This window comes from Citrobacter meridianamericanus, from assembly GCF_041320245.1.
GTDB lineage: Bacteria > Pseudomonadota > Gammaproteobacteria > Enterobacterales > Enterobacteriaceae > Citrobacter > Citrobacter meridianamericanus.
Map to the genome: position 1 here is coordinate 3,101,142 of NZ_CP101036.1, position 22,423 is coordinate 3,123,564.

The window sequence follows — 22,423 nt, forward strand, 5'->3', positions numbered from 1 at the left end:
ACAATGAAATTTGTTCACAAAATTAACACGTGAGCGGATTTTGTTACAGCACAGGCGGCGATTCCTGCTGACAAGTGCCTGTCGGGTCATTACGATAGCCTCATCTTAACGCCTTTCTCCGGAATTTCGGGTGGCGTGTTGTTAATCGGTAGGGAGAATACATGCGAACCCTGTGGCGATTTATTGCCGGATTTTTTAAATGGACATGGCGATTACTCAATTTCGTCCGTGAATTTGTGCTTAACCTGTTCTTCATCTTTTTGGTGCTGGTTGGTGTGGGCATCTGGATGCAGGTCAGTAGCAGCAACACCAGCGAACATGCTGAGCGAGGCGCACTGCTGCTGGATATCTCGGGCGTGATTGTTGATAAGCCCTCGAGTACCAGTCGGTTAAGCGTTATTGGCCGTCAGTTGTTTGGCGCCAGTTCCGATCGTCTGCAGGAAAACTCCCTGTTCGATATCGTGAATACCATTCGCCAGGCGAAAGATGACCGCAACATCACCGGTATCGTGATGGACCTGAAAAACTTTGCCGGGGCCGATCAGCCGTCCATGCAGTATATCGGCAAAGCGCTACGGGAATTCCGCGATAGCGGTAAACCGGTCTTTGCCGTGGGCGATAACTTCAGCCAGGGGCAGTATTATCTCGCCAGTTTTGCCAACAAAATTTACCTCTCTCCACAAGGTTCCGTTGATCTGCACGGCTTTGCCACCAACGGCCTGTACTACAAATCCTTGCTCGACAAGCTGAAAGTTTCCACACACGTGTTCCGCGTCGGAACCTATAAGTCTGCCGTCGAGCCATTTATCCGCGATGATATGTCTCCTGCCGCGCGTGAAGCAGACAGCCGCTGGATCGGCGAGCTGTGGCAGAACTATCTCAACACGGTCGCCGCCAACCGCCAAATCCCTGCACAACAGGTGTTCCCCGGCGCGCAGGCCATGCTGGACGGTTTGACGAAAGTCGATGGTGATACCGCGAAATATGCGCTCGACAACAAACTGGTGGATGCACTCGCCTCCAGCGCTGAAGTCGAAAAAATGCTGACCAAACAGTTTGGCTGGAGCAAAGCGGATAAAAACTACCGCGCCATCAGCTATTACGATTACACGCTGAAAACCCCGGCCGACACTGGCGACAGTATTGGCGTTATCTTCGCCAATGGCGCGATTATGGACGGTGAAGAAACGCCTGGGAATGTGGGCGGTGACACCACTGCCGCACAAATCCGTGAAGCGCGTCTTGATCCGAAAGTGAAAGCCATTGTTCTGCGCGTTAACAGCCCTGGTGGCAGCGTGAGCGCCTCTGAAGTGATCCGTGCTGAGCTGGCTGCGGCAAAAGCGGCGGGTAAACCGGTTGTGGTGTCCATGGGCGGCATGGCAGCCTCCGGTGGGTACTGGATCTCCACGCCAGCCAACTACATTGTGGCGAACCCCAGCACTCTGACCGGTTCAATCGGCATCTTTGGTGTGATCAATACCGTTGAAAATAGCCTGGACTCTATCGGCGTACATACTGACGGCGTAGCGACCTCCCCGCTGGCGGATATCTCCGTCACCAAAGCATTACCGCCGGAAGTGCAGCAGATGATGCAACTGAGCATTGAGAACGGCTACAAGCGCTTTATCACGCTGGTCGCAGATGCGCGTAAGACAACGCCTGAGCAGATTGACAAAATCGCCCAGGGCCACGTCTGGACCGGTCAGGATGCGAAGGCCAACGGTCTGGTAGATAGCCTCGGTGATTTTGACGACGCCATCGCGAAAGCGGCTGAGCTTGGCAAACTGAAACAGTGGCACATTGAGTATTATCAGGACGAACCAACATTCGTTGATATGGTGATGAACAGCATGTCAGGCTCCGTTCGTGCCATGTTACCTGACGCCATACAGGCTATGCTCCCGCCACCGCTGGCCTCTGCGGCCAGTGCAGTAAAAGCCGAAAGCGATAAGCTGGCCGCATTCAACGATCCGCAAAACCGCTATGCGTTTTGCCTGACCTGCGCCAACGTTCGCTAACTATTGACCCCTCTTCGGGATGAAGAGGGGTTTTCTTTGAGACAGAAGAAAAGTCATGCAGAAAAAATCAATTTACGTTGCCTATACCGGCGGTACCATTGGTATGCAGCGCTCAGAACAGGGTTATATTCCCGTTTCCGGTCACCTGCAGCGCCAGCTGGCATTGATGCCTGAATTCCACCGTCCGGAGATGCCAGACTTCACCATCCACGAATACGCCCCGCTGATGGATTCCTCCGATATGACACCGGAAGACTGGCAGCATATTGCGGAAGACATTAAAGCGCACTACGACGATTATGATGGCTTTGTTATTCTGCACGGCACCGACACCATGGCGTTTACGGCTTCGGCGCTCTCTTTTATGCTGGAAAATCTGGGTAAGCCCGTAATTGTGACAGGGTCACAAATACCGTTAGCCGAGCTACGCTCAGACGGGCAAATCAACCTGCTCAATGCGCTGTACGTTGCGGCAAATTATCCGATTAATGAAGTGACTCTGTTTTTCAACAATCGACTATTTCGTGGCAACCGTACCACTAAAGCGCACGCCGATGGTTTTGACGCCTTTGCCTCACCCAACCTTGCACCGCTGCTGGAGGCAGGGATCCACATTCGTCGCCTGGGGACACCGCCTGCACCACATGGCACCGGCGAACTGATTGTGCACCCTATTACGCCACAACCGATTGGCGTGGTCACCATTTACCCCGGTATCTCCGCTGATGTGGTGCGAAACTTCCTGCGCCAGCCGGTAAAAGCGTTAATTCTGCGTTCTTACGGCGTGGGCAATGCGCCGCAAAATAAAGAGTTTCTGCAAGAACTTGAAGATGCGAGCTCACGTGGCATTGTGGTGGTTAACCTGACCCAGTGCATGTCCGGCAAGGTAAATATGGGGGGCTATGCGACGGGGAATGCCCTGGCACATGCGGGTGTGATTGGCGGCGCGGATATGACGGTCGAAGCCACGCTCACCAAATTGCACTATTTACTGAGTCAGGGACTGGATACGCAGACCATTCGTGAAGCAATGACGCAAAATCTGCGCGGTGAGCTTACCCCGGACGAATAAAGGAGTTTATGCCCATGACCCGAGCCTTACTGTTGGTCGATTTACAAAATGACTTTTGTGCCGGTGGTGCGCTCGCCGTTCCGCAAGGCGACAGCACAATTGATATTGCCAACCGTCTGATTGACTGGTGTGCCATACGCGGTGACACCGTCGTTGCCAGCCTGGACTGGCACCCGGCTCATCACGGCAGCTTTGCCAGTCAGCATCAGGTTGCCCCCTACAGTCAGGGACAACTCGATGGCCTCGCGCAAACCTTCTGGCCTGACCATTGCGTACAGCACAGCGAAGGTGCAACCCTGCATCCACTGCTGAACCAGCGGGCAATAACTCAAACCTTTACCAAGGGCGAGAACCCGCTGGTCGACAGTTACAGTGCGTTTTTTGATAACGGTCGTCGCCAGGCTACAGCACTGAATGCGTGGCTACAGCAACATCATATTACCGACCTCATCATCATGGGGCTGGCAACTGATTATTGCGTCAAATTTACCGTTCTCGATGCGCTCGACTTGGGTTATACCGTCAGCGTTATTACCGACGGTTGCCGTGGCGTTAATATTCAACCCCAGGACAGTGCAAACGCCTTTATAGATATGGCGGCGGCGGGCGCAACGCTGTATACACTTGATGACTGGCTGGAAACCCAGCACAAATAATTTTAAACGCCTCCTCCAGCCTACAGATTTGCGCATTTCTGCAAATCTGTAGGCCAAAAAAGAGACTCGCAGCCCCATTTGGTGGCGTAATTTCCAACCAATAACACCTGCCCAAACAGCTTGTCGCTTCACCAACATGCCGTGGGTGCGAATGCGGAAAGTCCGAAAAGCTGGGTAGATGTGAAAGCCATTGCGCCATCGCTCGATTACATCAACCTGATGACCTATGACATGGCTTACGGCACCCAGTATTTTAACTCGAACCTGTATAATTCGACGCAATGGCCGACGGTCGCTGCGGCGGATAAGTACAGCGCCGATTTTGTGGTCAGTAACTATCTCGCAGCCGGTCTGAAACCGAGCCAAATGAATCTGGGCATTGGCTTTTATGGACGCGTACCAAAACGCGCCATTGAGCCAGGTATTGACTGGAGCAAACCTGACGCGCAGAAAAACCCGGCTACCCAGCCCTATTTCGGGCCAGCGCAAATTGAGTTGTTCAAATCACTGGGCGTCGATCTGAGCAAAGATACCTATGTGAAGTACAACGATATTGTGGCGAAGTTGATCAACGATCCGCAAAAACGCTTTAGCCAGCACTGGGATGATGAAGCAAAAGTGCCGTGGCTGTCGGTGCAGTCTGCGGATGGAAAAACACTCTTTGCCCTCTCCTATGAAAATCCGCGTTCGGTGGCGATAAAAGCCGACTACATCAAAAGCAAAGGGTTGGGAGGCGCCATGTTCTGGGAGTACGGCGCAGATGACAATAATCAATTAGCGAGGCAGTTAGCCGATTCGCTAGGCATCAAACACTGATCCCAACGCCTGACACAATAGGTTATGATTAGCCCATTCTGCTGCGCCAGCTTTTGGCGCAGCTCTTCATTATCTACTGGAGGCATGCGCTTTTATGGCTTTTATCCCTAAAAATTACGCCCGTCTGGAAGTCGGATACCGGGAAAAGGCGCTAAAACTCTTCCCCTGGGTTTGCGGACGTTGTTCACGTGAGTTCGTGTATTCCAATCTGCGCGAGCTGACGGTACATCACATCGATCACGATCACTCCAATAACCCGGAAGATGGTAGTAACTGGGAGATGCTATGCCTGTATTGCCACGATCATGAGCATTCGAAATATACTGAGGTGGATCAGTATGGTTCTACTGTAGTGGCGGGGGAAGATGCGCAGAAAGACGTCGGCGAGGCGAAATATAATCCGTTTGCCGATCTGAAGGCGATGATGAATAAGAAATAACATCAACTGCGGGCCCGACACCGATGTTTGTCGGGCCTGGATAATCAGGATTTAAACGTCGCAATCGGTTCGGGCATAATACCAAATTCCACTTTCAGCTGTTGCTTACTCTTCATCACCATCTCACCATTGGTATCAATCGTCATATGCTGCGCGTCAATATTGTTTCGCGCCTGCCATAACATCACCAGCTGTAAACTGTTCTCTTTTTGTTCTGCCGTTAGCGCGACGCCATCCGGCCATTTTCCGAGTTCAACGGCTGTAGATAAGCGCTGATAAACTTCCGGCGTCATGCTGTTGATCATCTCATCAAGATTCATGTTAAATCCACTCTTCGTAGAATAATTTGCTGAATCGTTTCCTCAGCCCTTGGTTTGCTCACCGTTTTCACCATCGGTGAAGTTCAAAGACGCTGAGTTAACGCAGTAACGTTCACCGGTAGGTTTAGGGCCATCCGGAAAGACGTGTCCGAGGTGCGCATCACAGTTACCACAGCGAATTTCAATGCGCTGCATGCCATGTGACGTATCTTTTATGTAACGGATAGCCTCTTCACTGACGGGCTCGTAAAAGCTGGGCCAGCCGCAACCAGAGTCATATTTTGTCTCGGAACGAAATAGCGGTTTGTCGCAGATCAGACAATGGTAGATGCCGTCACGCTTGTTATGCAGCAAACGCCCGGTAAATGGCGGTTCTGTCCCGTGATTCTGCGTCACGTAGAACTGCATTTCGGTTAAATTTTTTTTCAGTTCTTCTGGAGAAGGTTGATTAGCCATTTGCTCACATCTCACTTTATCTAAACTCACATTGCGAGACAGATTCTAACAAAACATTAACACCGGAGTGCGAACTTTTGTTCTAAACTTGATCCTTGCGAAATGGCAGCCTGTAATTCGTGATCAGACTCACGTTTTTATCTTAATTGCCCTTTAAAATTCGGGCCGCCGACCCCATGTGGTTCCAAGCCCAAAGGAAGAGTGAGGCGAGTCAGTTGCGCAAAGCTTAGGCAGCAGATTGATTTGTCGCAATGATTGACACGATTCCGCTTGACGCTGCGTAAGGTTTTTGTAATTTTACAGGCAACCTTTTATTCACTAACAAATAGCTGGTGGAATATATGACTATCAAAGTAGGTATCAACGGTTTTGGCCGTATCGGTCGCATTGTTTTCCGTGCTGCTCAAGAACGCTCTGACATCGAGATCGTTGCAATCAACGACCTGTTAGACGCTGACTACATGGCTTACATGCTGAAATATGACTCCACTCACGGCCGTTTCAACGGTACCGTTGAAGTGAAAGACGGTCATCTGATCGTAAACGGTAAAAAAATCCGTGTTACCGCTGAACGTGATCCGGCTAACCTGAAATGGGACGAAGTTGGTGTTGACGTAGTTGCTGAAGCTACTGGCCTGTTCCTGACAGACGAAACCGCTCGTAAGCACATCACTGCTGGCGCGAAAAAAGTGGTTCTGACTGGTCCGTCCAAAGATAACACTCCGATGTTTGTTAAAGGCGCTAACTTTGACAAATACGAAGGTCAGGACATCGTTTCTAACGCTTCCTGCACCACTAACTGCCTGGCTCCGCTGGCTAAAGTTATCAACGACAACTTCGGCATCATCGAAGGTCTGATGACAACTGTTCACGCGACCACCGCTACTCAGAAAACCGTTGATGGCCCGTCTCACAAAGACTGGCGCGGCGGCCGCGGCGCATCCCAGAACATCATCCCGTCCTCTACCGGTGCTGCTAAAGCTGTAGGTAAAGTTCTGCCAGAACTGAACGGCAAACTGACTGGTATGGCGTTCCGCGTTCCTACCCCGAACGTATCCGTTGTTGACCTGACCGTTCGTCTGGAAAAAGCTGCTTCTTACGAAGAAATTAAGAAAGCAATCAAAGCTGCTTCCGAAGGCCCGATGAAAGGCGTTCTGGGTTACACCGAAGACGACGTAGTATCTACCGATTTCAACGGTGAAGTTTGCACTTCCGTGTTCGATGCTAAAGCAGGTATCGCACTGAACGACAACTTCGTGAAACTGGTATCCTGGTACGACAACGAAACCGGCTACTCTAACAAAGTTCTGGATCTGATTGCTCACATCTCCAAATAAGTTGAGATGAAACAGTAATCTGTAAGAGCGACTCTGGTCGCTCTTTTTTTTGCCTGAAGATACCCGTCATACTTCAAGTTGCAGGTGTGTTGGCTACGCTCTCTCACTCGAATCGCTTACTACAGTAAGCTCATCGAGGTGAATCAGGGACATCCATGTCCCTGACCGAAGGCAACCTTCGGTTGTTCAAATTCGTTCCTGACGAATTTGTCGTTCACTTGCCGCCGTCCTGCAACCCGAATTATTCAAGGTTAAAAAGGATTGCGTAATGATTAATAAAATTTTTGCACTTCCGGTAATCGAACAAATTACCCCTGTCCTATCCCGCCGTCAGCTTGATGAGCTTGAGGTTCTTGTTGTCGATCACCCACAGGTTAAAGCTTCTTTCGCGCTGCAGGGCGCACATCTTCTATCCTGGAAACCAAACGGCGAAGAGGAAGTCCTGTGGCTAAGTAACAATACCCCGTTCAAAACCGGCGTAGCGCTGCGTGGCGGCGTCCCCATTTGCTGGCCGTGGTTTGGCCCGGCGACTCAACAAGGTTTGCCTTCTCATGGTTTTGCTCGTAACTTGCCATGGACGCTGAAAGCGCACAATGAAGACGACAATGGCGTGGTCCTGACATTTGAGCTGCAAAGTAGCGCTGAAACGCGTCAGCTGTGGCCACACGAATTCTGCTTGCTAGCCCGCTTCAAAGTAGGCGCCACCTGCGAGATGGAACTGGAAGCTCACGGTGAGTTTGAAACCACCTCCGCGCTGCATACCTATTTCAACGTCGGTGATATTGCGGCAGTGAAAGTCAGTGGTCTTGGCGATCGCCTGATCGATAAAGTGAATGATGCTAAAGAAGATGTACTGGCTGACGGCATTCAGACTTTCCCAGACCGCACCGATCGTGTTTATCTGAATCCGCAAGCGTGCAGCGTCATTCATGATGATGCGCTGAATCGCAATATTAACGTGATCCATCACCACCATCTGAACGTTGTCGGCTGGAACCCGGGCCCGGCGCTATCCATTAGCATGGGTGACATGCCGGATGATGGCTACAAAACGTTTGTTTGCGTCGAAACGGCTTACGCGACCGAACCGCAGAAAACTACCGCCGAGAAACCGTCTCGCCTGGCGCAAACCATTCAGGTTGCTAAACGCTAAGATTGTCTCCATTGCCTGAAACAGCTCAGAGCACCATGCCGGATGCGGCTAACGCCTTATCCGGCCTACAAACAACACGTAGCCGGAGACCTGAGCATCGTCATTTGACAAATCAGACCATATCCAGCGCCGTTTTACCTTTTGGTGCCGGATATGCCTCATCCAACAGCTTCAGTTCATCAACCGAGAGCGTGATTTCCAACGCGGCAGCATTTTGTTCGACATGCGCTACGCTTGCCGCTTTTGGGATCGCCATCACGCCCGAAAGACGAATCACCCACGCCAGTAAAATCTGCGCGACGCTAACATGGTGTGTGCGTGCGATGTCGTTGACCACAGGGTTAGAAAGCAAGCCACTGCGCAATCGCCCCGCCTGAGCCAGCGGACTGTAGGCCATGACCGGCATCTGCTGCTGCTGGCACCACGGCAGTAAATCATATTCAATACCGCGCGATGCCAGATGATAGAGCACCTGGTTAGTTGCACATTCCCGCCCACCAGCGACCTGCCATAACGCCTGCATATCATCGTAATCGAGATTAGACACCCCCCAACGGCGAATTTTGCCCTGTGCGATAAGCACTTCCATGACGTCAACGGTCTCGGCAAATGAAAAATCTCCCGTCCAGTGCAACAAGTAGAGATCCAGATAATCGGTTTTCAGTCGGCGAAGACTCGCTTCACAAGCAGCAATGGCCTTCTGCCCACCCGCATTCCATGGGTAAACTTTCGAGACTAAAAAAGCGCTATTACGGCACCCCGTCAAAGCTTCACCAACCACCTCTTCCGCTGCACCATCAGCATACATTTCGGCGGTATCGATCAGCCGCAGGCCGAGATCCAAACCAGCCCGCAGCGCAGATACTTCATCCCGGCGTCGGCCAGCATCCTCGCCCATATACCATGTACCCTGCCCAATAGCAGGAAGTGATACCTGTTTTGTAAACATCACCTGTTTCACGGTCATCGCACCCTCCTGAGTTGATGCACCACAGTAAAGCAAAACAACTGGCATATGTCCTGTTAAGGTGCACAAATTGCACCATCATGATCTGGGGGTTATCTTAATTTTAATGACGTAAAAAAGCCCGCATCTCAGCGGGCTAGTATTTGACACGCAGTGATATCAGAACTTGTAGGTCACACCCACCGAGAAGATGCCAGACCAGGATTTATCAACCATCGGGCTATCCTTCACTTCATCACTCAAACGCACATAACGGCCTGTGCCGTATACGTCCCAGTTGCCAAGGAAGTTATAGCTCGCAGTCAGCTCCAGGAACGGATCCCATCCATCGTCAGCGTTGTAGCTTTTCAGGCCACTGCGGCGAGACTCTTTATTGGAAACGCCATAATAATAGTCGTTGTAGTTTTCGCTGCTGTACTGCACACCGATACCCGGCGTCAGAGTCAGCGCACCATTGGTGTAACGGTAGAGCCAGGCCAGATCCCAGATAAAGCCGTTGCTGTTATCCAGGGTATCACCCGCCAGTGCGGTGCGCAGGAAACCATACTGGGTGTTATGTACATACGAGAGGCCAGCCATCAAGCTGCCTTTGCGCTTGTCGAGTTGGCGCAGAGCATGGCTATCGCTATCACCCGGCTTGAAGTGCGTCGGATCATAGTACGCCATGATGGAGAGCTTATCTGCCGTGTCATTCCACAGATAGTAGCCGCCACCCAGACCGCGGAACCAGACGTTATCGCCTTCATAGGTAACAACCGGAACGGGATAAACATCGCGGTCATACTGTTTGTACGGGCTGTTAATCACGCCGACACCAGCACCAACAGTCCACTGACTTTCCGCCTGTGCGGTGCTAACTGCGGTTGCGGCAAGGACGCCCAATGCCAGAAGTTTGAGTTTGGTCACAGTCCATAATTCCTTATTCAAATGTGTAGCGGTCAAAGTGTAACCGCCAATACGCTTCAACCCAACTATTTTACGTATTCCCCCCAGAATGTAACCCCCTAATTTCTCAGCGAGTGATGACAATTTGCTTGCAGGAAGGTGAACACCGCATGAATCCTGCCCCATATCTTTACATTAGATGTGCTTTTTTTGCCGATGAGTTATTGATATGCCATTGAAATTCATTTGCGCGCACAGGCAAGTTTTGCAAATGCCATCTACGCTTAATTTTAGAAGGTGTATCACCGAATACGTTGATCTCCTGACCACCACAATGGCATGAGAGTTGCTTATTTCTTCGGCAACGACGTCGTTCAGTTTACCTCTTCAGGGGCCTCTACTATTCATATGAACGGCTCTTAACATGTGCTAAAAAACGAAAGGACGGCATACCATGAATATATTCGATCACTATCGCCAGCGTTATGAAGCTGCCAAGGACGAAGAGTTCACACTGCAGGAGTTTCTTACCACTTGTCGGCAAGATCGCAGTGCTTATGCCAATGCGGCTGAGCGGCTATTAATGGCTATTGGTGAGCCTGTCATGGTCGACACTGCCCACGAACCTCGACTTTCTCGACTCTTTTCGAATCGGGTGATTGCACGGTATCCCGCATTTGAAGAGTTTTACGGCATGGAAGATGCCATTGAGCAGATTGTTTCTTATTTGAAGCATGCGGCTCAAGGTCTGGAAGAGAAGAAGCAGATTCTGTATCTGCTGGGGCCTGTGGGAGGGGGGAAATCATCTCTTGCTGAACGGCTGAAGTCGCTGATGCAGCGAGTACCGATTTATGTCCTGAGTGCCAACGGCGAACGTAGCCCGGTAAACGATCATCCATTATGCCTGTTTAATCCGCAGGAAGACGCGCAAATTCTGGAAAAAGAGTATGGGATCCCGCGTCGCTATCTCGGGACGATCATGTCGCCCTGGGCTGCGAAACGTCTGCATGATTTTGGCGGGGACATTACAAAATTCCGCGTTGTCAAAGTCTGGCCGTCTATTCTGGAGCAGATCGCTATCGCTAAAACAGAGCCTGGTGATGAAAACAACCAAGATATCTCTGCGCTGGTCGGGAAAGTGGATATTCGTAAGCTCGAACACCACGCCCAAAACGATCCTGATGCCTACGGTTATTCGGGCGCACTGTGCCGTTCAAACCAGGGGATTATGGAGTTCGTTGAGATGTTTAAAGCACCGATTAAAGTGCTGCATCCTCTGCTGACCGCAACCCAGGAAGGAAACTACAACGGGACAGAAGGTATCTCTGCCCTGCCGTTTAACGGGATTATTCTTGCCCACTCGAACGAGTCCGAATGGGTGACGTTCCGTAATAACAAAAACAATGAGGCGTTCCTTGACCGTGTTTACATTGTCAAAGTGCCTTATTGCCTGCGGATCTCCGAAGAGATCAAAATTTACGAAAAACTGCTTAATCATAGCGAGCTGACCCATGCACCTTGCGCTCCGGGGACGCTGGAAACGCTCTCTCGCTTTACCATTCTTTCTCGCCTGAAAGAGCCGGAGAACTCGAGCATTTACTCGAAGATGCGCGTTTATGATGGTGAAAGCCTGAAAGATACCGATCCTAAAGCGAAATCCTATCAGGAGTATCGGGATTACGCCGGGGTCGATGAGGGAATGAATGGTCTGTCAACGCGTTTCGCGTTTAAGATCCTCTCTCGCGTCTTTAACTTTGACCATGCCGAAGTGGCAGCTAACCCTGTGCATCTGTTTTACGTACTGGAGCAACAAATCGAGCGTGAACAATTCCCGCAGGAGTTAGCTGAACGTTATCTTGAATTCCTGAAAGGCTACCTGATCCCGAAATATGCTGAATTCATCGGCAAAGAGATCCAGACGGCTTATCTCGAATCTTATTCCGAATACGGACAGAACATTTTCGACCGTTATGTCACCTATGCGGATTTCTGGATTCAGGATCAAGAGTATCGCGACCCGGATACCGGTCAACTGTTTGACCGTGAGTCGCTGAACTCAGAACTGGAGAAAATTGAGAAACCGGCTGGTATCAGTAACCCGAAAGATTTCCGTAACGAGATAGTCAATTTTGTTCTGCGTGCCAGAGCGAATAACAGCGGTCGTAATCCAAACTGGACCAGTTACGAAAAACTGCGCACGGTTATTGAGAAGAAAATGTTCTCCAATACCGAAGAACTGCTGCCGGTCATTTCGTTCAATGCGAAAACCTCGACTGACGAGCAGAAAAAGCACGACGATTTTGTCGATCGTATGATGGAAAAAGGCTACACACGTAAACAGGTGCGTTTACTGTGCGAATGGTATTTGCGCGTACGTAAATCATCTTAACAACATAAACGGCCCGGAAAATTTTATCCATTTACCGGGCCAACAGTTCTTCTGTACGCGAAACCATTCAAGAGGTATCAGGGCGGCAAATGAGTGAATCCCCAGGAGCGTACATAAGTACGTGACTGGAGTGAGCCAACGCAGAGACAACTTGAAGGATGAAGCGTAAGTTGGCAAATGCAGTACGGGGGGCTTATGACCTGGTTTATTGACCGGCGTCTTAACGGCAAGAACAAGAGCACGGTAAACCGCCAGCGCTTTTTACGCCGTTATAAATCGCAAATTAAACAGTCGATCTCCGAGGCCATTAACAAGCGTTCGGTGACTGATGTGGATAGCGGCGAATCTGTCTCTATTCCTACCGATGATATTAGCGAACCGATGTTTCATCAGGGGCGTGGTGGACTGCGCCATCGTGTGCATCCGGGTAACGACCATTTTGTACAGAACGACCGTATTGAACGCCCGCAGGGCGGAGGCGGCGGTTCAGGCAGCGGGCAAGGCCAGGCCAGCCAGGACGGCGAAGGCCAGGATGAGTTCGTCTTCCAGATCTCTAAAGATGAATATCTCGATCTGTTGTTCGAAGATTTAGCACTGCCTAACCTGAAGCAGAATCAGCAGCGCCAGTTAACGGAGTATAAAACGCACCGGGCAGGTTTTACCTCTAACGGTGTGCCGGCCAACATCAGCGTGGTGCGCTCACTGCAAAACTCACTGGCACGTCGTACGGCCATGACCGCAGGTAAGCGTCGCGAGCTACACGCGCTTGAAGCGGATTTGGAAACCATTGCCAAAAGTGAGCCCGCGCAGTTGCTGGAAGAGGAACGGTTACGCAAAGAGATTGCCGAATTACGGGCAAAAATCGAACGCGTACCGTTTATCGACACCTTTGATTTACGCTACAAAAATTATGAAAAACGGCCCGATCCTTCAAGCCAGGCGGTGATGTTCTGTCTGATGGACGTTTCCGGCTCAATGGATCAATCGACCAAAGATATGGCTAAGCGTTTTTATATCCTGCTGTACCTGTTCCTGAGCCGGACCTACAAAAACGTGGAAGTGGTTTATATTCGCCACCATACCCAGGCGAAAGAGGTGGATGAGCATGAGTTCTTCTACTCTCAGGAAACCGGGGGAACCATTGTTTCCAGCGCGTTGAAGCTAATGGATGAAGTGGTAAAAGAGCGCTACAACCCGGCGCAGTGGAACATCTATGCCGCACAGGCTTCGGACGGTGATAACTGGGCGGATGATTCACCGTTGTGTCATGAAATTCTGGCGAAAAAACTGCTGCCGGTAGTGCGGTATTACAGCTATATCGAAATCACTCGCCGCGCTCACCAGACCCTGTGGCGTGAATACGAACATCTGCAATCAACCTTTGATAACTTTGCGATGCAGCATATTCGCGATCAGGATGATATTTACCCAGTATTTCGCGAACTGTTCCATAAGCAAAGTACAACCAGTAATAATTGACCGACAACAATCAGCCGTAGCTCTGGCTCCGGCTGATTGTATTCCTCTTTCCAGAATAGTGACATTTTGCAATGGTTTATCCCGCCGCTCCGTTAGAGCGTTACTGGTGCATGTGCTAAAATCGCATCTCTACTCCAGGGCTGTAAATCATTATGAAATTGCATCATAAAGCGCTCAGGCTCTTTATCTCCGTAAGCGTAATTGTTTTGACGTCTTCTTTTTTGGTTTATGAGCTCATTGCCAGCGATAAAGCAATGAATGCGTATATGCGCTATATCAATGAGAAAGCCGATTCATCGTTTCTTTATGATAGGTATACTAATCAAAGCATTGCAGCCCATCTGATGCGCACATTTTCATCCCCCAAGGAACCCGCTTCTGTCGAACAACAAAAAACACTTTGCAACGCTTTCGACAGCGTGAACGGCACTCATGGGCTCAATCTCATAGAGCATAACTACCCGCTTTTGCACGGAACGCTGCAAACCACCTCAACGAAATGTAGCGAAAAACTTGAAGACATATTCCTGCTGCCCTCTTTTGATAAGGCGGTCAACGCTAATCGAGAACAGAAAGATTACGGTCAGGGTTTAGGTACGCTGGAGTATAAATTCAGATATTACGTCGACCTCAAAAATAATTACGTCTATTTTTATGACCGGATCGACTCGCGCCAATTTGCGATACATAACTGGACATTTTTGCAAAAAGGCAGCCTGGGCATCGACCAGAATGATATTGACGGTATTTTCACTGGGCGCACGGTGATCTCCAGTATTTATCAGGATAACCTGACCGGGAAAAAGGTGATGAGCTTTTTAACGCCGGTCTACTATACCGGTAAGTTAAAAGGTGTAGTAATGGTGGATATCAACAAAGAGAATTTAAAGAATATTTTTTATACCAGCGACCGGCCTCTGGTCTGGCGCTATCTTAACGTTACGCTCTCGGATATCAGCTCCGGTAGAGAAATCCTCGTTAACCAAAGTGAGACTGACCTGTTTCACTATGTTCACTACGAGAAAGACATTCCAGGCGGAATACGAGTCACCTTATCACTTGATTTAATGTATTTTATTGTCTCGTCCTGGAAAATCTTCGCTTTCTATCTGCTGGCAACAATTCTGCTGTTGAATTTGGTCAGAACGCATTTTCGCTTGTATCACAACGTCACGCGCGAAAATATCAGTGACGCAATGACTGGACTCTACAATCGGAAAATTTTAACCCCTATGCTCGAACAACGTTTGCAGCAATTGGTCAATGCGGGCACTCTCGTCACTTTTATCGCCATCGACTGCGATAAGCTGAAAGTCATCAATGATACATTAGGGCATAAAGAAGGCGATCGGATTATCACCCATCTGGCCAAAGCCATTCAAAGCTCTATTCGCAAAAGCGATTATGCCATCCGCCTCGGTGGCGATGAGTTTTGTATTATCCTCATTGACCACCCCAGTGATTTAACGCCCCGCCTGCTGGAAAGGATTCGCTATAACTTAAAAATTATTGCGCATGATATATCCATCACCTTCTCCACCGGGGTTTATAATATGCAGCCGAACGACACTATTGATGATGCTTACAAAGCATCTGATGCACAGCTTTATCTGAACAAACAGAAAAAACGCGCCGGTGTGTGATTATTTTTCTGCAGGATTTTCATTGTTGTACCAGGAGTCAGTCATGACGGAAGTGAACAAAGGTAACGCAACGCATGAGCGTTTAATTTCGCTGTTATCAGAGCAAGGCGCAACGTACCGCGTGGTAAGCCATGAAGCCGTCGGCAAATGTGAGGCGGTTTCTGAAATTCGCGGCACCGCACTTGGCCAGGGAGCAAAAGCCCTGGTCTGTAAGGTCAAAGGCAATGGCGTTAATCAGCATGTGCTGGCAATTCTTCCCGCGGACCAGCAGGCCGATCTCAGTTTGTTAGCGGGTCATATTGGTGGGTTAAGAGCATCGCTTGCCAGCCCGGCGGAAGTCGATGCACTGACAGGCTGCGTTTTTGGCGCGATCCCACCGTTTAGCTTCCATCCTAATCTCAAACTGGTTGCCGATCCGCTATTGTTTGAGCGTTTCAATGAAATTGCGTTTAATGCCGGGTTGCTGGAAAAATCTGTGATCATGGATACCACAGATTATCTGCGTATCGCGCAACCTGAATTAATCCCTTTCCGCCGCGAGCAATAACGGTTGGCGTTAGCAGTAAAAAACGTCGCCTCGTGCGTTAGCCAAAAAAAAATCATAATCATAAAAAAAGCCTGTTCCGTCACGCGTTTACGCGTACAGTAAACAGGCTTATTATTTCTTCTGGTAAGGAAACTACGATGTTTGATGTCACTCTGCTGATCCTCCTCGGACTGGCAGCTCTGGGCTTTGTCAGCCACAACACCACTGTCGCTGTTTCAATCCTGGTGCTGATCATTGTTCGAGTTACCCCTCTCAATACTTTCTTCCCATGGATAGAAAAACAGGGTCTGACCGTCGGGATTATCATTCTGACCATTGGCGTCATGGCGCCAATAGCCAGTGGAACGCTACCGCCCTCCACGCTCATCCACTCCTTTGTGAACTGGAAATCACTGGTCGCTATTGCCGTTGGGGTATTTGTCTCATGGCTCGGCGGGCGCGGCGTCACGCTTATGGGCAGTCAGCCCCAGCTTGTTGCAGGTTTACTGGTCGGCACGGTATTGGGCGTGGCGCTCTTTCGCGGTGTGCCGGTGGGACCGCTCATTGCGGCAGGTCTGGTCTCATTGATTGTTGGGAAGCAGTAGCCAGGCCCGCCAGATAACGGCCTGGTGTTTGCCCCAGGCCTTTTTTGAACATGGTGATAAATGCTGTGGTCGAATCGTAACCGAGCATTTGCGCAACCTGTTGCACGTTATGACCATCTATCAGCGCCTGCAGCGCAAGAATCAGTTGAAGCTGGTGACGCCAGCGACGAAAGCTTAATCCTGTTTCCCTGACAACCAGACGGGCAAGGTTTCGCTCACTCATCGCAAATTCGCTGGCCCATTGCCCTAGCGTTTGCCACTGCGCAGGCTCCCGCGCCATCGTCTCCACCATTCTGCGGATTTTCGGGTGATCGGATACCGGCAATTGCATTTGCTCCTGCGGCTGCTGCGGGAGTTCATCAAATAACACCTGCGTCAACCGCTGGGTTACCGGTTCCAGTCGTTGAGCATCCGTTTTGGACGCCAGCGCCAGAATGAGTTCCCGACATAATGGGGCGATTTTAAGCGTGCAACAGCGTTCAGGCATCACGACCGCCTGCGGTTCAATAAACAGAAAACATAATTGCGCGCCCACTGTAACATGGTTGCTGTGTGGAATTTCGCCGGGGATCCACACCGCATATTGCGGAGGCACCATCCACATGGCGTTTTCAACCTCACAAGTGATCGCGCCATGCAGCGCCAGGATCAATTGCCCCTTACGATGCTGATGCAGAGGGCTGAAAAGTTCATCTTCCCGAGCCTGAATACAAAATGCGACCGCTGCATCATGATGCAAATCGGGTTCATAACCATCCAGTCTCAGCCCCAACATAATAATGTCCTATTTTAGCGATAAACTGTCATTTTAGCTTGATTCATCCATAGTGTAAAAACGCTAAAGTATCGCCTCGCCTGACGATATGAGAAAAAAATGATTACTACACCCTCCTCCCGCGGCAAAAACACAGTGCTGCTGATCGCGGGGATCCTGATGATTGCCACCACACTGCGTGTCACCTTTACCGGAGCGGCCCCATTGCTGGATGCCATTCGCGCCGACTACGGCCTGAGTACCGCCCAGACGGGACTTCTGACCACTCTGCCGCTGCTGGCCTTCGCGCTGGTATCCCCCCTGGCTGCCGCCGTTGCGCGCCGTTGGGGCATCGAACGCAGCCTGTTTGCCGCTATGCTGTTGATTTGCGCAGGTATTGCGATACGTTCGCTACCTTCGTCAGGATTCCTGTTTAGCGGTACTGCCACCATTGGGTGCGGTATCGCTCTGGGAAATGTGCTACTACCCGGGTTGATTAAGCGCGATTTTTCCCAACATGTGGCAAAACTCACTGGCGCATACTCGCTGACCATGGGCGCGGCGGCCGCACTGGGTTCGGCCATTGTAGTACCGCTGGCATTAAGTGGATTTGGCTGGCGCGGGGCGCTGATGGTTCTGATAGCCTTTCCACTTCTGGCGCTGATTATCTGGTTGCCTCAATGCCGCCAGACCGCTCATGCCAGCCTGAGTAACTCGCGCGCCTTGCATTCCCGCGCAATCTGGCGCTCTGGCCTCGCCTGGCAAGTGACGCTGTTTCTGGGGATCAACTCCCTTGTCTATTACGTCATCATCGGCTGGCTACCCGCCATTTTAATTAGCCATGGCTACAGTGAATCTCAGGCCGGTTCGTTGCATGGTTTACTGCAGTTGGCAACTGCCGCGCCGGGGTTATTGATTCCCCTCATTCTGAACAGATTTAAGGATCAGCGCGCCATCGCCGCTCTGGTTTCGTTAATGTGCGCTATCGGCGCGGCGGGATTCGCCCTCATACCCGACCAGGCTTTGCTGTGGACCATACTGTTTGGTTTTGGCTCAGGCGCGACTATGATCCTCGGCTTGACCTTTATTGGCCTGCGCGCAAGCTCGGCGCATCAGGCTGCGGCCTTGTCCGGCATGGCACAGTCTGTCGGGTATTTATTGGCCGCCTGCGGGCCACCGCTGATGGGGAAAATTCACGACCTCAACGGGAGCTGGCTGATGCCGTTAGCCGGGGTCGCCGTGTTGGCAATGCTGATGGCGGTATTTGGTCTGTGTGCGGGACGCAATCGGGAGATAGCGAGCGCATAATGCAGCGGGCAGGTGGTGATCGACCTGCCCGTTTTTTATCCTCGCGCAGCGCGCAGCATCGCCTGAACTAACGGCACGGGTTTTCCCACCAGTGCCCCACGTTCATGCTGAAAGAGTGTGCCGACATAAAAAGGATGCGTCACCAACTCAATGGCGCGAATATCACCTGCTTCATCCCAACCGGTAACACGAAGATCGCCGCTCTCCAGCAAAGCGGCAAAATCTTCCGATACGCCATAGTTGCAGTGGTATCCCTCCGAGATAACATCCCGTCCGTAGGCTTTGGCAATCAGCGTATTGGCACGCAGTTCAATATCATCCGTTTTTTCTACCAGCGAACAGCTCAACGGTGCGATCACTATCCGACCCGTGGTATCTGTTTCCGCATGGGCGGCATCGCTCCAGCCCAGCACATTGCGGGCATACTCCAGAATCGCATGCTGAAAACCGCCACAGGTTCCCAGGAATGGGATGCTGTTTTCACGCGCATAGCGTATCGCGATCAGCGCCCCTTCCAGGTGGCGATAAGGACTGCCTGGCACGACCCAGATGGCATCATAGCCAACCAGATCCTCACTGCTGCTGATATCAGATGTGGTTAGCCAGTCATAATCAGCCACTAATTCCAGGACGGCAGCAGCATCATCGATGGCAAGAGGAATCGCCTGATGCGCCACAATATCGGGGTTGTAATCGCCCACCAGCGCAATGCGAAGCGTATCTTTAATCGGGGAAATTTCCATTAAACTTTCCTTATGTCCAGACAATGAGGGACACTATAAGGAGCCTCAGCCTACCGATTTTTTGTTGGTATCACAATCCCTTAAATTGGGAGGCAGGGCTGGTCGAATGCTATAATGGTCACGTTTTACGATCTTATTTTACCGTATTAGCAATGGCGGAATGGAGCGGATGAAGAGATGAATATTCAGTGCAAACGCGTGTATGATCCGGCAGAAAAAAGTGATGGGTATCGTGTACTGGTCGACCGGTTGTGGCCTCGTGGGGTGAAAAAGAGCGATCTTATTTTCAACGAATGGAATAAAGTACTTACCCCGTCATCTGATTTACGCAAGGCATTCCACGCGGAGCTGCTCGATTTCTCGCATTTTTCTGAGCAATATCGCGCTGAACTGGCTCAACAGCAGCAGGAAGGAAAGCGTCTTGCAGAGATTGCCCGAAAGCAAACCTTAACGCTACTGTATGCGGCGAAAAATACCCAGCAAAACCACGCGCAGGTGCTGGCAGACTGGCTACGTCAATGCTGACCGTGTATCACTTGACCGTGGTGGGATGATCTCTGCGCCAGAGCGCCCATTCATCAATCACTTCCCCACCTGGTAGTTTGCAGTCTGACCTTACGCCTTGTGGAGTCTGCACCGCAATCAGCGAACCGCCCTTTTGTTCGCAATACACCGATGCCGGATTCGCCATGCCTATTTTTGGCGGTTTGGGGGCGTCAGGCTGCGTGGTACATCCTGCCAGCACCAGCAAGCCGGGCAAAACAATAGTCGTAAGTTTCATCTCTACTCCTGTTTAAAAGCATTATTCCGGCAGATTACCCCGACTTCCCTTCTATCTCCATGTTTAACGTTACGATTTCAATTTTGTGATTACATTTCAGCCAGGAACGCGTGTTTCATCTTGCTCCCGGATGTTCTATCATGCGCCCACATCAGCCCTGTCATCACTCAAGAGTATTTACACCTCATGTCGGACATGATCCTCGCCAGAGTCTCACAATCCTTAGCCATGGAGCAGTCAGTTGAGAGTCTGGTTCGCCAACTTCTGGAGATGCTGGAAGTGGTGACAGAGATGGAATCCACCTATTTAACCAAGGTTGATTTAGATGCCCGCCTGCAGCATATTTTGTACGCGCGTAATAGCCGACAAATGCAAATCCCCGAAGGGCTGTCCGTACCGTGGGATGAGACGTTGTGCAAACTCGCCATAGATGAAAACTGTCTGTACAGCGACAACGTACCCACACGCTGGCCGGAATGCAGCGCTGCCCGCGCGCTGGAAATCACCACCTTCCTGAGTACTCCGGTTCATCTTCCCGACGGCACTTTCTACGGAACACTCTGTGCTACCAGCCGCCGCCAGCATGCGTTGAGCGAACGTGGTGAACAGGTGTTGCATCTGTTTGCCGGACTTATCGCCCAGTCGATTCAAAAAGAGTCGCTGGTGGCGCAGCTACGCGAAGCGAACGCCGCGCTGGTTGCTCACTCCTACACTGATGCCCTGACCGGATTACCGAATCGGCGCGCAATTTTTGAAAACGTCGAGACACTTTTCTCGCTCGCCCAACATCTCAGACAGAAAATAATCTTTGCCTATATTGATTTGGATGATTTCAAATTGATTAACGATCGATTTGGTCATGAGATCGGCGACCAGTTTCTAATCCAGATTGGGCAGCGCCTGCTCCGTGAATGCGGTGACAATGATATTCTTGGTCGACTGGGCGGTGATGAATTTTTAGTCGTTAGCTTGTCACCGGAAGATGACAAGGAGCAGCGCGATCGCCTGCAGCAGGTGAAAAATCAGTTGCAACAGCAAATTTGCGGCGACTATCACCTGGGCGACATTCATTTGTTTTATCCTGGTGCCAGTCTGGGCGTGGTGGAAATCGATCCGCTGGAGACGGATATAAACTGTGCGCTTCATCTCGCAGACAGTGCAATGTACAAGGATAAAAAGCGTCAGGATAAAACCACTTTTGTCGTACATTAACCCCTGCTATGCTGACCCGTCTTTAAATAACCCTGGCAGATAATCGTATGCGACTCGGTATTATTTTCCCCGTCATCATTTTCATTTCCGCTGTCGTTTTCTTATCCTGGTTTTTTATTGGCGGCTACGCTGCGCCGGGAGCATAACGATGAAAAAAACAACGCTCATTATGATTGGCGTGGCTATCATCGTCGTTCTGGGAACAGAACTGGGCTGGTGGTAATCTGAAAAAGGCCACTTATCAGTGGCCTTTTTTGTCAGTATGTTTGCTTAGCTTTTGATTTTTCTGTAGATAAGCAGCACCACAATTGCGCCGATAACGGCTACGACGAAACTGCCGAAGTTGAAACCATCGACTTTACCAAAACCAAAGAAGGTACTGATCCACCCCCCTACTACCGCACCAACAACCCCTAAGATAATGGTCATAAAGAATCCGCCGCCATCTTTACCCGGCATAATCCATTTTGCCAAAATCCCAGCGATAAGACCGAAAATCACCCATGAAATGATGCCCATAATATCCCTCACTTATGTTTTTAAGTTAACGATTCGCTCGTTGTATAAAAGCATAGCATAGCGCTGAAAAATTAAAATTTGTGATCAGTATCACCTGATGTTTTCATCTTTTTCTGATCTTTCATAAGGTTAAACCATTCAATGGCGGAACTTGCCCTGACGTAGCTCGTCATTAATGTCGAATCGTCAGTCATTCAGGTTTGTCTCATTCCCCCTCAGCACCTGCAATTGCTGGGTTTTCACTTCTGGCACACTTTATGCTTTAACAGTCCGTCACTATGACAAATCGTAGTCCGCGATGCGTATCGCGTGGCTCCGTTTACAATTCGCGCTATTTCAGCATTT

General features: G+C 50.4%; 23 protein-coding genes and 2 pseudogenes. 17 read left to right on the forward strand and 8 right to left on the reverse strand.

Annotated elements, in window-relative coordinates; translation table 11 throughout:
* The first annotated feature begins 161 nt into the window (after nt 1-161).
* From sppA to yajD, 5 genes and pseudogenes are all read left to right on the forward strand, one after another.
* Entirely contained in the window at nt 162-2,018 is a 1,857-nt protein-coding gene (sppA, locus tag NMD08_RS15215) for a signal peptide peptidase SppA (RefSeq protein ID WP_151218989.1), read from the forward strand.
* A 55-nt stretch (nt 2,019-2,073) separates the two neighbouring features.
* Nucleotides 2,074-3,090, forward strand: a complete 1,017-nt coding sequence (ansA, locus tag NMD08_RS15220) for an asparaginase (protein WP_151218988.1) — start codon at nt 2,074-2,076, stop codon at nt 3,088-3,090.
* A 14-nt stretch (nt 3,091-3,104) separates the two neighbouring features.
* Nucleotides 3,105-3,746 carry a bifunctional nicotinamidase/pyrazinamidase gene (gene pncA / locus NMD08_RS15225; RefSeq protein ID WP_151218987.1) on the forward strand — a complete coding sequence of 214 codons (642 nt, stop codon included), beginning with the start codon at nt 3,105-3,107 and terminating at the stop codon, nt 3,744-3,746.
* A gap of 138 nt (nt 3,747-3,884) precedes the next feature.
* A pseudogene (locus NMD08_RS15230) lies at nt 3,885-4,562 on the forward strand (glycosyl hydrolase family 18 protein); the annotation flags it as partial.
* 94 nt (nt 4,563-4,656) lie between these two features.
* A complete protein-coding gene (gene yajD, locus NMD08_RS15235; RefSeq protein ID WP_003030690.1) occupies nt 4,657-5,001 on the forward strand; it encodes an HNH nuclease YajD in 345 nt (114 codons plus the stop codon).
* 44 nt (nt 5,002-5,045) lie between these two features.
* Here the strand turns inward: yajD and NMD08_RS15240 are convergent, their stop codons facing one another.
* Nucleotides 5,046-5,321: a YeaC family protein gene (locus NMD08_RS15240; protein ID WP_151218986.1), complete on the reverse strand. Its 276-nt coding sequence runs from the start codon at nt 5,319-5,321 to the stop codon at nt 5,046-5,048.
* 42 nt (nt 5,322-5,363) lie between these two features.
* The gene (msrB, locus tag NMD08_RS15245) at nt 5,364-5,777 is read right to left on the reverse strand and encodes a peptide-methionine (R)-S-oxide reductase MsrB (protein ID WP_061067757.1); all 414 of its coding nucleotides are present in this window, start codon (nt 5,775-5,777) and stop codon (nt 5,364-5,366) included.
* A 341-nt stretch (nt 5,778-6,118) separates the two neighbouring features.
* Between msrB and gapA the strand changes: the two genes are divergently transcribed.
* The gene (gene gapA / locus NMD08_RS15250; RefSeq protein ID WP_003030697.1) at nt 6,119-7,114 is read left to right on the forward strand and encodes a glyceraldehyde-3-phosphate dehydrogenase; all 996 of its coding nucleotides are present in this window, start codon (nt 6,119-6,121) and stop codon (nt 7,112-7,114) included.
* A gap of 268 nt (nt 7,115-7,382) precedes the next feature.
* Entirely contained in the window at nt 7,383-8,267 is an 885-nt protein-coding gene (locus NMD08_RS15255; RefSeq protein WP_151218984.1) for a D-hexose-6-phosphate mutarotase, read from the forward strand.
* A 112-nt stretch (nt 8,268-8,379) separates the two neighbouring features.
* On the opposite strand, the gene NMD08_RS15260 is transcribed toward NMD08_RS15255, so the two are convergent.
* Together NMD08_RS15260 and NMD08_RS15265 are read right to left on the reverse strand one after the other, a co-directional pair.
* Nucleotides 8,380-9,234 (reverse strand): aldo/keto reductase, encoded by an 855-nt coding sequence (locus NMD08_RS15260; RefSeq protein WP_370618472.1) that lies wholly within the window; start codon nt 9,232-9,234, stop codon nt 8,380-8,382.
* A 159-nt stretch (nt 9,235-9,393) separates the two neighbouring features.
* Entirely contained in the window at nt 9,394-10,140 is a 747-nt protein-coding gene (locus NMD08_RS15265; RefSeq protein WP_151218982.1) for a MipA/OmpV family protein, read from the reverse strand.
* 433 nt (nt 10,141-10,573) lie between these two features.
* Between NMD08_RS15265 and yeaG the strand changes: the two genes are divergently transcribed.
* From yeaG to NMD08_RS15290, 5 genes are all read left to right on the forward strand, one after another.
* The gene (yeaG, locus tag NMD08_RS15270; protein WP_043016649.1) at nt 10,574-12,508 is read left to right on the forward strand and encodes a protein kinase YeaG; all 1,935 of its coding nucleotides are present in this window, start codon (nt 10,574-10,576) and stop codon (nt 12,506-12,508) included.
* A 195-nt stretch (nt 12,509-12,703) separates the two neighbouring features.
* Nucleotides 12,704-13,987, forward strand: a complete 1,284-nt coding sequence (locus NMD08_RS15275; protein WP_048214373.1) for a YeaH/YhbH family protein — start codon at nt 12,704-12,706, stop codon at nt 13,985-13,987.
* Between the two features lie 152 nt (nt 13,988-14,139).
* Entirely contained in the window at nt 14,140-15,630 is a 1,491-nt protein-coding gene (gene dgcJ / locus NMD08_RS15280; RefSeq protein ID WP_278237879.1) for a diguanylate cyclase DgcJ, read from the forward strand.
* 43 nt (nt 15,631-15,673) lie between these two features.
* Nucleotides 15,674-16,177, forward strand: coding sequence for a YbaK/prolyl-tRNA synthetase associated domain-containing protein (locus NMD08_RS15285; protein ID WP_151218980.1), 504 nt, complete (start codon nt 15,674-15,676; stop codon nt 16,175-16,177).
* A 137-nt stretch (nt 16,178-16,314) separates the two neighbouring features.
* Entirely contained in the window at nt 16,315-16,761 is a 447-nt protein-coding gene (locus NMD08_RS15290; RefSeq protein WP_003832453.1) for a DUF441 domain-containing protein, read from the forward strand.
* On the opposite strand, the pseudogene NMD08_RS15295 reads toward NMD08_RS15290, so the two are convergent.
* Nucleotides 16,738-17,536: pseudogene (locus NMD08_RS15295) on the reverse strand (helix-turn-helix transcriptional regulator). The gene NMD08_RS15290 and the pseudogene NMD08_RS15295 sit on opposite strands and share 24 nt — an antisense overlap.
* A 99-nt stretch (nt 17,537-17,635) precedes the next feature.
* Here NMD08_RS15295 and NMD08_RS15300 point away from each other — a divergent pair.
* Nucleotides 17,636-18,823: a CynX/NimT family MFS transporter gene (locus NMD08_RS15300; protein WP_151218978.1), complete on the forward strand. Its 1,188-nt coding sequence runs from the start codon at nt 17,636-17,638 to the stop codon at nt 18,821-18,823.
* A 35-nt stretch (nt 18,824-18,858) separates the two neighbouring features.
* Here the strand turns inward: NMD08_RS15300 and NMD08_RS15305 are convergent, their stop codons facing one another.
* Nucleotides 18,859-19,566, reverse strand: coding sequence for a CTP synthase (locus NMD08_RS15305; protein ID WP_151225351.1), 708 nt, complete (start codon nt 19,564-19,566; stop codon nt 18,859-18,861).
* A 177-nt stretch (nt 19,567-19,743) separates the two neighbouring features.
* Here NMD08_RS15305 and NMD08_RS15310 point away from each other — a divergent pair, with 177 nt between their 5' ends.
* On the forward strand, nt 19,744-20,091 hold the full coding sequence (locus NMD08_RS15310; protein WP_187252565.1) for a DUF488 domain-containing protein: 348 nt from the start codon (nt 19,744-19,746) through the stop codon (nt 20,089-20,091).
* Nucleotides 20,092-20,098: 7 nt separating this feature from the next.
* Here NMD08_RS15310 and NMD08_RS15315 read toward each other — a convergent pair whose 3' ends face one another.
* The gene (locus tag NMD08_RS15315; protein WP_187252566.1) at nt 20,099-20,347 is read right to left on the reverse strand and encodes a DUF333 domain-containing protein; all 249 of its coding nucleotides are present in this window, start codon (nt 20,345-20,347) and stop codon (nt 20,099-20,101) included.
* 186 nt (nt 20,348-20,533) lie between these two features.
* On the opposite strand from NMD08_RS15315, the gene NMD08_RS15320 reads away from it, so the two are divergent.
* The 3 genes from NMD08_RS15320 to yoaJ are packed head-to-tail and all read left to right on the forward strand — an operon-like array spanning nt 20,534 to nt 21,782.
* On the forward strand, nt 20,534-21,559 hold the full coding sequence (locus tag NMD08_RS15320) for a GGDEF domain-containing protein (protein WP_151225350.1): 1,026 nt from the start codon (nt 20,534-20,536) through the stop codon (nt 21,557-21,559).
* Nucleotides 21,560-21,606: 47 nt separating this feature from the next.
* Nucleotides 21,607-21,705 (forward strand): YoaK family small membrane protein, encoded by a 99-nt coding sequence (locus NMD08_RS15325; RefSeq protein WP_032941789.1) that lies wholly within the window; start codon nt 21,607-21,609, stop codon nt 21,703-21,705.
* A 2-nt stretch (nt 21,706-21,707) separates the two neighbouring features.
* Entirely contained in the window at nt 21,708-21,782 is a 75-nt protein-coding gene (gene yoaJ / locus NMD08_RS15330; RefSeq protein ID WP_099530266.1) for a protein YoaJ, read from the forward strand.
* 47 nt (nt 21,783-21,829) lie between these two features.
* Here yoaJ and NMD08_RS15335 read toward each other — a convergent pair whose 3' ends face one another.
* Nucleotides 21,830-22,078: a GlsB/YeaQ/YmgE family stress response membrane protein gene (locus NMD08_RS15335; RefSeq protein WP_151218974.1), complete on the reverse strand. Its 249-nt coding sequence runs from the start codon at nt 22,076-22,078 to the stop codon at nt 21,830-21,832.
* Nucleotides 22,079-22,423 lie beyond the last annotated feature (345 nt).

What these genes read in the sequence shown, in the direction of transcription:
- sppA (WP_151218989.1), top strand. Translation starts at nt 162, where the DNA reads ATGCGAACCCTGTGGCGATTTATTGCCGGATTTTTTAAATGGACATGG.
- ansA (WP_151218988.1), top strand. Translation starts at nt 2,074, where the DNA reads ATGCAGAAAAAATCAATTTACGTTGCCTATACCGGCGGTACCATTGGT.
- pncA (WP_151218987.1), top strand. Translation starts at nt 3,105, where the DNA reads ATGACCCGAGCCTTACTGTTGGTCGATTTACAAAATGACTTTTGTGCC.
- yajD (WP_003030690.1), top strand. Translation starts at nt 4,657, where the DNA reads ATGGCTTTTATCCCTAAAAATTACGCCCGTCTGGAAGTCGGATACCGG.
- NMD08_RS15240 (WP_151218986.1), bottom strand. Translation starts at nt 5,321, where the DNA reads ATGAATCTTGATGAGATGATCAACAGCATGACGCCGGAAGTTTATCAG.
- msrB (WP_061067757.1), bottom strand. Translation starts at nt 5,777, where the DNA reads ATGGCTAATCAACCTTCTCCAGAAGAACTGAAAAAAAATTTAACCGAA.
- gapA (WP_003030697.1), top strand. Translation starts at nt 6,119, where the DNA reads ATGACTATCAAAGTAGGTATCAACGGTTTTGGCCGTATCGGTCGCATT.
- NMD08_RS15255 (WP_151218984.1), top strand. Translation starts at nt 7,383, where the DNA reads ATGATTAATAAAATTTTTGCACTTCCGGTAATCGAACAAATTACCCCT.
- NMD08_RS15260 (WP_370618472.1), bottom strand. Translation starts at nt 9,234, where the DNA reads ATGACCGTGAAACAGGTGATGTTTACAAAACAGGTATCACTTCCTGCT.
- yeaG (WP_043016649.1), top strand. Translation starts at nt 10,574, where the DNA reads ATGAATATATTCGATCACTATCGCCAGCGTTATGAAGCTGCCAAGGAC.
- NMD08_RS15275 (WP_048214373.1), top strand. Translation starts at nt 12,704, where the DNA reads ATGACCTGGTTTATTGACCGGCGTCTTAACGGCAAGAACAAGAGCACG.
- dgcJ (WP_278237879.1), top strand. Translation starts at nt 14,140, where the DNA reads ATGAAATTGCATCATAAAGCGCTCAGGCTCTTTATCTCCGTAAGCGTA.
- NMD08_RS15285 (WP_151218980.1), top strand. Translation starts at nt 15,674, where the DNA reads ATGACGGAAGTGAACAAAGGTAACGCAACGCATGAGCGTTTAATTTCG.
- NMD08_RS15290 (WP_003832453.1), top strand. Translation starts at nt 16,315, where the DNA reads ATGTTTGATGTCACTCTGCTGATCCTCCTCGGACTGGCAGCTCTGGGC.
- NMD08_RS15300 (WP_151218978.1), top strand. Translation starts at nt 17,636, where the DNA reads ATGATTACTACACCCTCCTCCCGCGGCAAAAACACAGTGCTGCTGATC.
- NMD08_RS15305 (WP_151225351.1), bottom strand. Translation starts at nt 19,566, where the DNA reads ATGGAAATTTCCCCGATTAAAGATACGCTTCGCATTGCGCTGGTGGGC.
- NMD08_RS15310 (WP_187252565.1), top strand. Translation starts at nt 19,744, where the DNA reads ATGAATATTCAGTGCAAACGCGTGTATGATCCGGCAGAAAAAAGTGAT.
- NMD08_RS15315 (WP_187252566.1), bottom strand. Translation starts at nt 20,347, where the DNA reads ATGAAACTTACGACTATTGTTTTGCCCGGCTTGCTGGTGCTGGCAGGA.
- NMD08_RS15320 (WP_151225350.1), top strand. Translation starts at nt 20,534, where the DNA reads ATGTCGGACATGATCCTCGCCAGAGTCTCACAATCCTTAGCCATGGAG.
- NMD08_RS15325 (WP_032941789.1), top strand. Translation starts at nt 21,607, where the DNA reads ATGCGACTCGGTATTATTTTCCCCGTCATCATTTTCATTTCCGCTGTC.
- NMD08_RS15335 (WP_151218974.1), bottom strand. Translation starts at nt 22,078, where the DNA reads ATGGGCATCATTTCATGGGTGATTTTCGGTCTTATCGCTGGGATTTTG.